The following is a 12,484-nucleotide window of genomic DNA, read 5'->3' on the forward strand; positions in this document are numbered from 1 at the left end:
GCGGCCCTGCTTGCGCAATCTGCGAAGGATCGCGGAACGATGACGCTGAACGACCGCGAGCGCGCGGTGCTCGCCTGGCTCGCCGACCGGCACGACGCCATGACGGATCTCCTCGCCGAGATCGTCGCGATCGACAGCGGCAGCCGGGACAAGCCAGGGATCGACCGGGTCGGCGCGGTCCTGCGCCGGAGCCTCGCCGGGGCTGGCATCCCGGCGCGGGTGATCGCCCACGCGCATCACGGCGACAACCTCCTCGCCGAGCTGCCGGGCGATGTGCCCGGAGGTCACGCCCTGCTCCTCGGCCACATGGACACGGTGTTTCCCGCCGGCACCGCGGCCGAGCGGCCGTTCCGGATCGCCGACGGCGTCGCCACCGGTCCGGGCGTCGCCGACATGAAGGCCGGATTGGTGATGAACCTGTTCGTGGCCCAGGCCTTCGCGGCGACCGGCGGCGCGCCGATGCCGCTCTCGCTGCTCTGCACCGGCGACGAGGAGATCGCCTCGCCGGTCTCGCGGCCGGTGATCGAGGCGGCGGCGCGCGGCGCCGCCCTCGTCCTCAACGCGGAGCCGGGCCGGGCCTCCGGCAACGTCGTGACGCGGCGCAAGGGCGCGCTCTTCCTGCGCGTCGCGATCACCGGCCGGGCCGCACATTCCGGCGTCGAGCCCGGCAAGGGTGCGAGCGCGATCGACGCGATGGCCCGCAAGATCCTGAAGCTGCACGCGCTCCAAGACCTCGCGGCCGGCACCACGGTGAATGTCGGGTTGGCCTCAGGCGGCGTCACGGTCAACACGGTGGCGCCGCAGGCGGGACTCGAGATCGACGTGCGCTTTCGCGACCACGCGGCGATGCGCGCCGTGCGCCAGGCGATCGAGGCCATCGTCTCCGAGGACGAGCCGGCGGGCACGCGCGCGCGGATCGTCGACGAGGCCGGCTTCCTGCCCCTCGTCGAGAGCGAGGCGGGCCGGACGCTGTTCTCCCTTTACGAGACTTGCGCCCGCGACGTCGGGTTCTCGGTCGAGGGCGAGTTCACCGGCGGCTCGGCCGATAGCGGCTTCACCGCCTCCGTCGGCGCGCCCACCCTCTGCGCCACCGGCCCGGTCGGTGGCGGTGCCCACACGCCCGAGGAATATTGCCGGCTCGACACGATGGTGCCGCGGGCCCAGGCCGCGGCGCTGACGATCCTCCGGGCATCGTCCTCCCGAGCCTCCCAAACCCAAGTGTCCCTGGCGTGAGCACGGCGACGGGCCTCGCCGCCGACGCCCCGACCCTGCTCGACCGGCTCGAATCCGGGCGCGACGCGCTCACCGCCCGGGAGACTGAGATCGCCCGCTACGTGATCGCCCACTATCCCGAATCCTGTCTCGACAGCGCCTCGGCGATGGCGCGGGCGACGGGGGTGAGCGCCGCGACCGTGGTGCGGCTGTTCGCCAAGCTCGGCTATGCGAGCTTCCAGGAGGTGCAGCAGGAGGTGCGCCGGGAAGTGTCGCGCAAGCTGCATTCCCCCGCCGAGCGGGTCCGGCTGCCGGAGGACGGCGTGTCGCAGGGCGAGATCACCGCCCGGACCCTCGAGACCGAGATCGACAACATCCGCGCCACGTTCGCGGCGGTCTCGGATCGCGAGATCGAGGCGATCGTCGCGCGGCTCTGCGCCGGGCGCGGCCGGATCTACGTCATCGGCGAGAAGAACAGCTTCCCGATCGCCTACTACATCCAGACCCACCTGAACCTCTGCCTGCCGGACGTCACGCTGCTCGAGACCGGCGAGGCGCGCATCGCCGACCGCCTGCTGTGGCTCAACGCTGACGACCTCCTGATCGCGATCAGCATCCGCCGCTACTCGCCCAACACCACCAGGGCCGCCGCGAGCCTGCGGGAGCTCGGCGGCGACGTGATCGCGCTCACCGACAGCCCGCTCTCGCCGCTCTGCCCCCACGCCACCCACCGCCTGCTGATCGAGACCCGCAGCCAGTCGGTGTTCGATTCGTTCACGGCGGCGATGAGCCTGTCCGGCCTGATCGTCGGCGCGGTCGCCCGGCGCCGGCGCGAGGCGATGCTGGAGATCCTGCGCCGGGGCGAGCGGCTGTACCAGACGTTCGGGACGTTCCTGGGCTGAAGGCCCTCGCCTCACGCCGCCGTCAGCTTCTCGATGCCATAGACCCGGTCGGTGACGACGAGGGCGACGACGGCGATCAGCATCTGCACGGTGCTGACCGCGGCGATCGAGGGATCGAACTGGTTCTCCATGTAGCTCAGCATCACCACCGGCAGGGTGTTGGTGGTGGCGCTGCCGAAGAAGAACGACAGGGGCAGGTTGTCGAGCGAGGTCAGCACCGCGAACAGCCCGCCGGCGAACACCCCCGGCCGTACCAGGGGCAGCGTGGTGTAGCGGAAGGTCTGCCAGCGCGTGGCGCCGAGCACGGCGGACGCCTCTTCGAGGTCGGGCGGCAGGGCGCGGTAGACCGCGAGCACGGTGCGGGTGACGTAGGGGATGCCCGCCACCGTGTGGGCGATCACCAGCGCCGTCAGCGACAGGCCGAGCGACAGGCTCGCCAGGAAGTAGAGCAGCGCGAGGCCGAGCACGATCGCCGGCACGGTGATCGGCGCGAGGAGAAGGTTGGCAATCAGCGCGGCGACGGCCGAGCGGGACCGGGCGAGCGCCAGGGCCGCCGGGACGCCGAGCAGGGCGGCCAGCACCGTCGAGGCGATGGCCACCTCGACCGAGACCCACATCGCTTCGAGGAACGGCCGGTATTCGAGGATCCGCCAGTACCAGCGCAGGGTGTAGCCGGGGATCGGGAAGGTGATGAACGAGGCCGAGGAGAACGACACCAGCACCACCGCGGCGATCGGCGCCACGATGAAAGCCAGGAACAGGACGACGTAGGCGCCAAGCGCCCAGGCGGCGAAGTTCGGCCGCCGGCGGCGGAGGATAGGCGCAGCGCTCGTCATGCCTTCACTCCGTTGCGGCGCAGGAAGCGGGCCTGGATCGCGAGGCAGATCAAGGCGACGAAGAGCAGGAGGTTGCCCATCGCGGCGGCGAAGCCCGTGTCCTGCGCCACGTTGAACTGCTGGTAGATCAGCACCGAGAGCGTCGTCACCTTGCCGCCGCCGAGGAGCAGCATGGTGAGGAAGCTGCCATTGGCGACGACGAAGACCAGGATGCAGCCGGTCGCGACCCCGTCGAGGCTGAGCGGCAGGGTGATGCGCAGGAAGGTCGCGAGCGGGCCGGCGCCGAGCACCCGCGAGGATTCCTCCAGCCGCCGGTCGACCTGCTGCAGCACCGCCACGATCGACAGCACCATGAACGGGATCAGCACGTGGACGAGCGCCACGTAGACCGCCACCGGATCGTCCGCGAGATTCGCCGGCCGGGCGATCAGGCCCCAATCGTGCAGGAGCAGCGTCACCGGCCCTTTCCGGGCGAGCAGCACCCGCCAGCCGAAGGTGCGCATGATGATCGAGGTCAGGAGCGGCGCGATCAGCAGGAAGACGATCAGCGCGTTCCAGCGCCCGGCATGGCGCACCATGAAGTAGGCGACCGGGTAGCCGAGGACGAGGCAGAGCAGCGTCGCAATCGCCCCGACCTTGAGCGTCTCGGCGAGGATGCCGACGTAGTAGGCGTCGCCGAGGAGCTTGGCGTAGAAGACGAACGGCCCGGCCGTCAGCGCATCGCCCGTCGCGACGCTGCGCCAGATATTGGTGCCGAGCGGGATGACGAAGAAGAAGCCGAGGAACACGAGGACGGGCAGCGTCCAGCGCGAGCGCACCAGGCGGTAGGGCCGGCGCCCGGCGCGCGCCGGCGCGGGGCTCGCCAGAGCCGGCGCGGGGCGTTCGGCGTCGGCGGTCATCTCGACGTCGGTGATCATGGGGCATCCTGCAGGACGATGGCGCCGTCGACCGGCCAGGACAGGCCGACGCGCCCGTCCGCCGGCACGTCGCGGCGCGACTGGCTGTAGGCGAAGACCGGGCCGGACTGCCCCGGCACCGCGAGCTCGTAGGCGAAGTAGCTGCCGCGGAAGACCACGTCCTGCACCCGGGCCGGGATCTCGCCCTCCCCGGCCGGGCGGATCGCCAGGCGCTCGGGCCGCACCGCGATCAGCACCCGGCGGCCGGCGGCCAGGGGCTCGTCGGAGCGCACGAGGCTCGGGGCGGCCCGGTCGATGTCGAGGGCCACCGCCCAGTCGAGCGGGCCGGCCCGGTCCGCGACCGTGCCGGCGAAGATGTTGGCGGTGCCGAGGAATTCCGACACGAAGCGGGTGCGCGGGCGGTCGTAGACCTCCGTCGGCGGGCCGACCTGGACGATGCGCCCTTCCGCCATCACGGCGACCCGGTCGCTCATCGTCAGCGCCTCCTCCTGGTCGTGGGTGACGATGATCGACGTGATGCCGAGCCGGCGCTGGATCTCGCGCAGCTCGAACTGCATGCGCTCGCGCAGGTTCTTGTCGAGGGCGCCGAGGGGCTCGTCGAGGAGCAGCACGGACGGGTTGGTGACGAGCGAGCGGGCGAGCGCCACCCGCTGCTGCTGGCCGCCGGAGAGCTGGTGGATCTGGCGGTCCTCGTACTGGCCGAGCCGCACGAGATCGAGCATCCGGCGCACCTGCACCCGCCGCTCCGCCGCCGGCACGCCGCGCATCCTGAGGCCGTAGGCGACGTTGTCGGCCACGCTCATGTGCGGGAACAGGCTGTAGTTCTGGAACACCATGCCGAGGCCGCGGCGGTTCGGCGGCAGATCGGTGACGTCGGCCCCGCCGATCAGCACCTGCCCGGTATCGGGCGCCTCGAACCCGGCGACGATCCGCAGCGTCGTGGTCTTGCCGCAGCCGGAGGGCCCGAGCAGCGCCAGCATCTCGCCGCCGCCGATCGCCAGCGTCAGCGGCTTGAGGGCCTGGAGCGACCCGAAGCTCTTGCTGACCTCGACCAGCGTCAGCGGCACGGCACTTGTCATCGGCAGGCCCTCGCAGATCGGAGCGCGGCGGCCGGACCGCGTCCGACCCCTCACGGCGCATATTCACTAGAATGAATAAGGATCGTCAAGCGATCGCGGGGACGTCGCGACCTTTCGCGCACCAAATCATAGGCCTTCCACCGGATTTCCGAAGGTGAAAAGAATGGGCAACTGACGATTTCGTGGGCAGGCAGGCACTTTGTCGTCGATGCCGGGTTGTGCGCTCGTTCATGATAGTGAATATTCGCGGCGACACAGACCGAGCGAGGGAGCCGGTTCATGGACGCGCAGCACGGTGACGGATCGGGGATCGACGGTGCGGCGCGCGGGCGCCCCCGCCCGGCGCGGGCCTCCGGGCTCCGGCTCGCAATCCTGGCCGGCCTCGCCACCGGACTCGTCTCCGGCGCGCAGGCGGCCGACCTCGTGGTCGGGGCCTTCGGGGGCGTCTGGGAGCAGAGCCTGCGGCGCTGCGTCGTCGAGCCGTTCCAGAAGAAGACCGGCAAGACGGTCGACGTGGTGCTCGGCGCGCCGATCCAGTGGCTGAACCAGATCGCCGCGAGCCCGGGCAAGCCGCCCCTCGACATCGTCTACAACCCGTCCGAGACCGCCTACGACGCGATCAACCGCGGCCTCGTCGACCGCTTCACCCCGGACAAGGTGCCGAACCTCGCCAAGCTCGGACCGCGCTTCGCGGGCCTCGGCGACGGCTACGGCGCGCCGCACAACTATGGCGGCATGGGCCTCATCTACAACACCGAGACGGTGCCCGAGCCGCCCAAGGACTGGAAGTCCTTCGTCGAGGGCACGGTGGCGGGCAAGTGGAAGGCCGCCATGCCGAACGTCAACTACCCGAGCGGCGGCCTGACCGTATCGGTCTGGAGCTTCGCCACGCTCTATGGCGGCGGCATCGACGACGTCGCGCCGGGGTTGAGCGCCGTCAAGCGCATGCAGAAGAGCGGCAATCTCAGCCTGTGGACCGACCCCAACGGCGTCCTCAACGGCCTGAGGAGCGGCGACATCGACGTAGCGATGTACTGGGACGGCCGCGCCTGGGCGTTCATCGACGACAAGAACCCACAGTTCAAGTACGTCAATCCCGATCCGGGCGTCATCGTCGGGCTGACCTGGATCCAGAAGGTCAAGAACGGCAGCGACCTCGGCTACGCCTTCGCCGACATGTCCCTCAGCGCCGAGGCGCAGTCCTGCTTCGGCAGCGCGATCCGCTACGGCGTGGTCAACAAGGACGCGGTGTTCGACCCCAAGATCGCGCACGAGATCACGGCGCCGGACCGCCTGATCTTCCCTCCCTTCCAGGAGATCCCGCCGCGCCAGGCGAAGTGGGTCGAGACCTGGAACAAGGAGATCGGACGCTGAAGTCCTGACCAGGTCTTCGACAGTCGAACAGGCTCTGACGGAACCACGAGCGCCGGGCTTGCCCGGCCGGGAGACACACGGATGGTGTACCGGGTAGGCGTCGACATCGGCGGGTCGTTCACCGACTTCGCCCTCTTCGACGAGGCGACGCAGAGCCTCAGGAGCCTCAAGGTGTTCTCGCGCCCCGACGAGCCCGGGGCGGAGGTGATCGCCGGCATCAAGCTCGCGGGCGAGCGCTACGGCATCAGCCCGGCGGACATCGCCTACTTCACCCACGGCACCACGGTCGGCATCAACACGGTGATCCAGCGCAAGGGCCTGCGCCTGGCGTTGTTCACCACCGAGCATTTTCGCGACGTGCTCGAGATCGCCCGGCTCAAGATCCCGGACATGTACAACCTGCTCTCGAAGCGCCCGGCGCCGCTGATCCCCCGCGACCGGGTCTTCGGCGTCGCCGGCCGCCTCGACGCGGAGGGGCACGAGCTCCAGCCGCTCGACCCCGGGAGCCTGCGCGCGGCGGTCGCGGGCGCGAAGGCGGCGGGGGCCGAGGGCATCGTGGTGTCGTTCCTCCATGCCTATCGCAACCCGGCCCACGAGGAGGCCGCGAAGGCGATGATCGAGGGTCTCGCGCCCGGGATCCCGGTCTTCCTGTCGAGCGCGACCTGGCCGATCATCCGCGAGTACGAGCGCACCATAACGGCGGCGATCGGCGCCTACGTGCAGCCGCGGGTCGCACATTACCTCGGCTCGCTCCAGGCCGCCCTGCACTCGATCGGCGTCACGCCCGAGCCGCGGCTGACCAAGTCCAACGGCGGCATCATGACCGCCGAGCAGGGCAAGAGCGAGTGCGTGCAGATGATCCTCTCGGGCACCGCCTCGGGGGTGATCGGCGCGGCCTACGTCGCCGAGACCTGCAGCATCCCGCGCTGCATGAGCCTCGACATCGGCGGTACCTCGGCGGACGTGGCGATCATCGTCGACGGGCAGCCGCAATACGGCACCGGCGAGCAGATCGGCGACTTCCAGATCCACATTCCGTCGGTCTCGGTCTCCTCGATCGGCGAGGGCGGCGGCTCGATCGCCTGGATCGACGGCCAGGGCGTGCTGAAGGTCGGGCCCGAGAGCGCCGGGTCGCGGCCGGGTCCGGCCTGCTACGGACGCGGCGGTGACCGGGCGACGATCACCGACGCCTTCGCGGCGCTCGGCCTCGTCGGCCTCGCCGAGATCGGCTACGCCGCCGTGACGATCGACCGCGAGCGCGCCCGCGCCGTCGTCGGCGACCTCGCCCGCCCGCTCGGGCGCAGCGTCGAGGAGACCGCCGAGGCGATCATCCGGATCGCGGTCTCGGGCATGTATACCGACGTGAGCGCGCTGGTGTCGCGCTTCGGCATCGACCCGCGGGAATTCTCCTGCCTCGCCTTCGGCGGCGCCGGGCCGATGATGGCCTGCTTCCTCGCCCGCGAGCTCGGCATGCGCGAGGTCGTGGTGCCGCTGACGCCGGGCGTGCTCTCGGCGCTGGGCGGCCTGATCGCCGACTTGAAGAACGACTTCATCAAGACCCTCTACGCCGACCTGACCCCCGACCTCGCGCCCGCCCTGCGCGAGGCCTTCGCCGAGCTGAAAACCCGCGGGCTCGCCTGGCTGCACGGCGACCAGGGCTATGACGGCCCGGCCGCCCTCACCTGCTCGGCGGAGCTGCGCTACCGCGGCCAGTCCTTCGAGATCGACACGGCCATCGACGCGGCGAGCGCCGAGGCCGGCGACGTGGCGGCGATCGCCGCGGCCTTCCACGCCGCGCACGAGCGGGTCTACGGACACGCCGACCGCCACGCCGCCCTTCAGGTGATCTCGCTGCGGCTCGTCGTCAGCGGCCGCACCGTCAAGCCGGACCTGCCGCGCCACGATCTCAGTCCCGGCCCGGCCCCGATGGTGCGCAAAACCACCGCCTACCTCGACGGGGCGGAGCGCGAGGTCGCGGTCTACCGCCGGGACGACCTCAAGCCCGGCCAGACCTTCGCGGGGCCGGCCATCGTCACCCAGGACGATTGCACCACGATCCTGCCCCCGGGCCTCGCGGCGCGGGTCGACGACTACGCCAATCTGCGCATCAGCCCGGAGGCCGCCCGGTGACGCTCGACCGCACGAATCTCCAGGTCCTCGCCAATTACTGCGCCGCCGCGGCGGAGAGCATGGGCTGGACCCTGATGCGCACCGCGCACTCGACCTTCGTCAAGGAGACCGAGGACTTTTCCTGCCAGGTGCTGACGCCCGAGGGACTGACGGTCGCATCTCCCAAAACCTTCGGGGCGACGTGGTATACCGGCCTCGATTACGGCGAGGTGATCCCGCTCTTCGACTACCGCGAGGGCGACATCTGCCTCACCAGCGATCCCTATGCCGGCTACGTCGCGACCCACACCCCGGACGTCCATATCTGGAAGCCGGTCTTTCGCGACGGCGAGATCGTCTGCTTCGTCGGCTGCCACATCCACAACACCGATGTCGGCGGCGCCGTGCCGGCGACCCTGTCGCGCAGCCTGACCGAGATCCACCAGGAGGGTCTGCGCATCCCGCCGATGCGGCTGATGCGCGACGGCGTCATGAACGAGGACCTGCTGCGGCTGATCGCCAACAACGTGCGGCTGCCGGAGCAGAACTGGGGCGACCTCAACGCGCAGATCGCCTGCGTCAATGTCGGCGAGCGCAAGATCCACGAGATCATCGACCGCTTCGGCAAGGACGATTTTCGCAATGGCCTCACCGGCCTGCTCGACTACGCCGAGAGCCAGGCGCGGGCGGTGATCGAAAAGATTCCCGACGGCGAGTACTTCTTCGCCGACTACGCCGACGAGGACCAGGCCGGCGGCTACCCGGTGCGGGTCGCCGTCACCCTGACGATCCACGGCGACAGCCTGACCCTCGACTTCACCGGCAGCGACCCGCAGCTCGCCTCGTCCCTGAACGTGCCGACCGGTGGCAAGGAGCGCCACGCGCTGGCGATGGTCGGCGTCGTCTACGCCCTCTACGCCCAGGACCGGACCGCGATGCTGAATGCCGGCTTCGTGCGGCCGGCCCGCGCCGTCCTGCCGGAGGGCTCGGTGATGAACGCCGTGATGCCGGCGGCGGTCGGCATGCGCAGCCTGATGTGCAACCTCGCCCAGACCGTGGTCCTCGGCGCCTTCTGCCGCGCCCTGCCGGACCGGATGCCGGCTTCACCCGGCAGCGGCATGAGCCTGATGAACGTCAAGACCTCGACCCGCACCGGGCGCGCCGTGATGGCCTCGATCGGGCCGGTCGGCGGCGGCGGCGGCGGCAGCCCGGGGGCCGACGGCGCCGAGGGCTGCGGCGCCAACATGTCCTACCTCAAGAACACCCCGGTCGAGATCAACGAGGCCGAGGTGCCGGTGCGGATCCTGCGCTACGGGCTGGTGCCGGATTCCGGCGGTCCCGGGCGCTGGCGCGGCGGCACGGCTCTGGAGATGGAGTTCCAGCTCTTCGCGCCGCAATCGATGGTCACCGCGCGCAACCGCGACCGCTCGGTCTTCTCGGCCTGGGGCCTGCGCGGCGGCCGCGCGGGCGCGCCGTCGCGCTTCGCCCGCAACCCCGGCACCGCGGCCAGCGTGGAACTCGGGTCCATCGACATCGTGCCCTGCGATCCGGGCGACATCATCCTGATCCAGGGCCCGGGCGCCGGCGGCTACGGCGACCCGCTCGCGCGGCCGACGGAGGAGGTGATCGCCGACGTGCGCCGCGGCTTCGTCTCGGCCGCGCGGGCGCGGGAGGATTACGGCGTCGTGCTCGGGCCCGACCTCGCCCTTGATGAAACGGCGACCGCCCGCCTGCGCAGCGAGCGGGCGCCGGAGAGCGACGGGCCGGCCTTCGGCCACGGGCCGGGCCGGGTCGCCTTCGAGCGGGTCTGGACGCAGGAGCGCTACGCGGCCCTGACCCGGATCCTCGCCGCGATCCCGGTGACGTGGCGCTTCTTCGTCAAGCATCAGGTCTTCGGCGCCCTCAAGGGCCGCGACGCGCCGGCCGATGGCGGGGCGCGGGACGTCGAGGCGGCCTACGAGGCCCTGTGCGGGCGCTTCGGCGACCTGCCGCGGCTCGCAACGATCCAGGCCCACGCGCAGGCCGCCGAGTAGGAGGGAAGCGATGGCCGACACCCTGCTGTTCAGCGAGTACCGCCTGCGCGAGGTCACCTTCCCGAACCGGGTCGTGATCGCCCCGATGCAGATGTACAAGGCGGCCCCCGACGGGGTCGCCACCGACTGGCACTTCCAGCACCTCGCCAAATACGCGGTCGGCGGGGCCGGCACGGTGATGACCGAGGCGCTGATCGTCGATCCGGTCGGCCGCAACACCTACGGCGACCTCGGCATCTGGTCCGACGACCATGTCCCGCCGCTCGCCCGCATCGCCGCCTTCGTGCAGGAGCAGGGCAGCCTCGCGGCGGCCCAGCTCCACCATGCCGGCCCGAAATCCTCGCGCCAGCGTCCCTGGGAGGGCCTCGGGCCCCTCGGCGCGGCCGAGGCGGCGCGGGGCGAGGTGCCCTGGCAGCCGGTCGCGGCCTCCGACGGTCGCAGCGTCGAGGGCTGGCACCAGCCGCGGGCGATGACCACGGACGAGATCGCCCGGCTGGTCGAGGATTACGGCCGCGGCGCTGCCCGGGTGGCGCGGGCGGGCTACGACGTGCTCGATATCCACGCGGCCCACGGCTACCTGATCCACTCCTTCCTCTCGCCGGTCTCGAACCGGCGCGAGGATGCTTACGGCGGCGACCGGGCCGGGCGGATGCGCTTCGCGCTGGAGGTCGCCGAGAGCGTGCGGGCGCATTGGCCGGCGGGCAAGCCGCTCCTGTTCCGCATCTCCTGCGTCGACTGGCGCCCCGACCTCGACACCCGCAGCGACGGCTGGACCATCGCGGACAGCATCGTGCTCGCCCGCGAGCTGGCCGCCCGCGGCGTCGACGTGATCGACTGCTCGTCCGGCGGGATCCGGGCCGAGAACTCGATGATGGACTATGCCAAGACCCGCACGCGGCTCCAGCGCGGCCATCAGGTGCCCTATGCCGAGGCGATCCGGCGCGAGACCGGCATTCCAACGATGGCGGTCGGGGTGATCCTCGACGGGCCGCAGGCCGAGGCGATCCTGCAAGCGGGCCAGGCCGACCTCATCGCCATCGGGCGCGAGGCGCTGACCGACCCGCACTGGGCGCTCCACGCCGCGCAGGCGCTCGGCGCCGACCCGGAGTGGCGCCGCTGGCCGCCCTCCTACGGCTGGTGGCTGGAGCTGCGCGAGCGCATCGGCATCGCGGGCTGACGATCGGGCACGAGGAGAACGGCGGTCATGGACATCCGTCTCGACGGGCGCGTGGTGCTGGTGACCGGCGCCGCGCAAGGGATCGGACGCGCCCTCGCGCAGGCGTTTCGCGATGCGGGCGCGCGGGTGCACCTGACCGATCTCGACGCCGACGGCGTCGCGGCCGTCGGGCGCGACCTCGGCCTGCCGGCCAAGGCTGGCGACCTCTCGGACCGGGAGGTGGCGCACGGGCTCGTGCGCGACGTCCTCGGCCAGGAGGGGCGGCTCGACATCCTGGCGCTCGCCGCCGGCGGCGTGCGCGGCCAGGTCGGCGGGCCGATCGAGGACGTGACCGACGCGGCGTGGCGGGCCCTGTTCCAGGCCAATGTCGACGCGGCCTTCTGGGTCGCCCAGGCCGCCGCCCCGCATCTGCGGCGGGCCGGCTGGGGCCGGATCGTCGCCATCGCCTCCGGGGCGGGCCTGCGGCCGAGCCTCACCGGCATCCAGGCCTACGCGGCGGCCAAGCACGCCCTCGTCGGGTTGGTGCGCCAGCTCTCCTGGGAGCTGGGGCCGCACGGCACCACGGTGAACGGGGTCGCGCCCGGGTTGATCCTCACCAATCCGGCCACCCACGCGCAATGGGAGGCCTACGGCGAGGCCGGGCAGGCGCGGATCCTCGATTCGCTCCACACCCGCCGCCTCGGCACCCCCGAGGACATCGCCGCGGCGGCCCTGTTCCTGGCGAGCGAGCAGGCGGGCTGGATCACCGGCCAGATTCTGGCCGTCGACGGAGGTCGTCTCTGAGCCTGTTTGTCGTTCCCGACAGACTTGCCACCCTCCGGTCATTCCGGGGCCGCGGAGCGGAG

10 protein-coding genes are annotated in these 12,484 nt (G+C 71.4%); 7 read left to right on the plus strand and 3 right to left on the minus strand.

Annotated features, from left to right (window positions below; genetic code table 11):
* The first annotated feature begins 39 nt into the window (after nt 1-39).
* Together ABZT49_RS18345 and ABZT49_RS18350 are read left to right on the plus strand one after the other, a co-directional pair.
* Complete coding sequence (locus ABZT49_RS18345; protein ID WP_355287812.1) at nt 40-1,233, plus strand: M20 family metallopeptidase; 1,194 nt, start codon at nt 40-42, stop codon at nt 1,231-1,233.
* On the plus strand, nt 1,230-2,114 hold the full coding sequence (locus ABZT49_RS18350) for a MurR/RpiR family transcriptional regulator (protein WP_355287814.1): 885 nt from the start codon (nt 1,230-1,232) through the stop codon (nt 2,112-2,114). Before ABZT49_RS18345 ends, ABZT49_RS18350 begins: the two co-directional genes overlap by 4 nt.
* An 11-nt stretch (nt 2,115-2,125) precedes the next feature.
* On the opposite strand, the gene ABZT49_RS18355 is transcribed toward ABZT49_RS18350, so the two are convergent.
* Genes ABZT49_RS18355 through ABZT49_RS18365 form a run of 3 tightly spaced genes read right to left on the minus strand, consistent with a single transcriptional unit; the run spans nt 2,126 to nt 4,946 of the window.
* The gene (locus tag ABZT49_RS18355) at nt 2,126-2,950 is read right to left on the minus strand and encodes an ABC transporter permease (protein WP_355287816.1); all 825 of its coding nucleotides are present in this window, start codon (nt 2,948-2,950) and stop codon (nt 2,126-2,128) included.
* The gene (locus ABZT49_RS18360; protein WP_355287818.1) at nt 2,947-3,867 is read right to left on the minus strand and encodes an ABC transporter permease; all 921 of its coding nucleotides are present in this window, start codon (nt 3,865-3,867) and stop codon (nt 2,947-2,949) included. Before ABZT49_RS18360 ends, ABZT49_RS18355 begins: the two co-directional genes overlap by 4 nt.
* Nucleotides 3,864-4,946 (minus strand): ABC transporter ATP-binding protein, encoded by a 1,083-nt coding sequence (locus ABZT49_RS18365; RefSeq protein WP_355287820.1) that lies wholly within the window; start codon nt 4,944-4,946, stop codon nt 3,864-3,866. Before ABZT49_RS18365 ends, ABZT49_RS18360 begins: the two co-directional genes overlap by 4 nt.
* 279 nt (nt 4,947-5,225) lie before the next feature.
* On the opposite strand from ABZT49_RS18365, the gene ABZT49_RS18370 reads away from it, so the two are divergent.
* From ABZT49_RS18370 to ABZT49_RS18390, 5 genes are all read left to right on the plus strand, one after another.
* On the plus strand, nt 5,226-6,320 hold the full coding sequence (locus ABZT49_RS18370) for an extracellular solute-binding protein (RefSeq protein ID WP_355287822.1): 1,095 nt from the start codon (nt 5,226-5,228) through the stop codon (nt 6,318-6,320).
* Between the two features lie 81 nt (nt 6,321-6,401).
* Nucleotides 6,402-8,450, plus strand: coding sequence for a hydantoinase/oxoprolinase family protein (locus ABZT49_RS18375; protein ID WP_355287824.1), 2,049 nt, complete (start codon nt 6,402-6,404; stop codon nt 8,448-8,450).
* On the plus strand, nt 8,447-10,462 hold the full coding sequence (locus ABZT49_RS18380) for a hydantoinase B/oxoprolinase family protein (protein WP_355287826.1): 2,016 nt from the start codon (nt 8,447-8,449) through the stop codon (nt 10,460-10,462). Before ABZT49_RS18375 ends, ABZT49_RS18380 begins: the two co-directional genes overlap by 4 nt.
* A gap of 10 nt (nt 10,463-10,472) precedes the next feature.
* Nucleotides 10,473-11,639, plus strand: coding sequence for an NADH:flavin oxidoreductase/NADH oxidase (locus tag ABZT49_RS18385; RefSeq protein WP_355287827.1), 1,167 nt, complete (start codon nt 10,473-10,475; stop codon nt 11,637-11,639).
* Nucleotides 11,640-11,666: 27 nt separating this feature from the next.
* A complete protein-coding gene (locus ABZT49_RS18390) occupies nt 11,667-12,422 on the plus strand; it encodes an SDR family oxidoreductase (protein ID WP_355287829.1) in 756 nt (251 codons plus the stop codon).
* The last annotated feature ends 62 nt before the right edge of the window (nt 12,423-12,484 follow it).

This window comes from Methylobacterium sp. EM32, from assembly GCF_040593685.1.
Taxonomy (GTDB): Bacteria; Pseudomonadota; Alphaproteobacteria; order Rhizobiales; family Beijerinckiaceae; genus Methylobacterium.

Bases quoted from the DNA above. Each gene is read 5' to 3' on its own strand.
- ABZT49_RS18370 (WP_355287822.1), top strand. From the start codon at position 5,226: ATGGACGCGCAGCACGGTGACGGATCGGGGATCGACGGTGCGGCGCGC.
- ABZT49_RS18365 (WP_355287820.1), bottom strand. From the start codon at position 4,946: ATGACAAGTGCCGTGCCGCTGACGCTGGTCGAGGTCAGCAAGAGCTTC.
- ABZT49_RS18345 (WP_355287812.1), top strand. From the start codon at position 40: ATGACGCTGAACGACCGCGAGCGCGCGGTGCTCGCCTGGCTCGCCGAC.
- ABZT49_RS18385 (WP_355287827.1), top strand. From the start codon at position 10,473: ATGGCCGACACCCTGCTGTTCAGCGAGTACCGCCTGCGCGAGGTCACC.
- ABZT49_RS18355 (WP_355287816.1), bottom strand. From the start codon at position 2,950: ATGACGAGCGCTGCGCCTATCCTCCGCCGCCGGCGGCCGAACTTCGCC.
- ABZT49_RS18360 (WP_355287818.1), bottom strand. From the start codon at position 3,867: ATGATCACCGACGTCGAGATGACCGCCGACGCCGAACGCCCCGCGCCG.
- ABZT49_RS18375 (WP_355287824.1), top strand. From the start codon at position 6,402: ATGGTGTACCGGGTAGGCGTCGACATCGGCGGGTCGTTCACCGACTTC.
- ABZT49_RS18390 (WP_355287829.1), top strand. From the start codon at position 11,667: ATGGACATCCGTCTCGACGGGCGCGTGGTGCTGGTGACCGGCGCCGCG.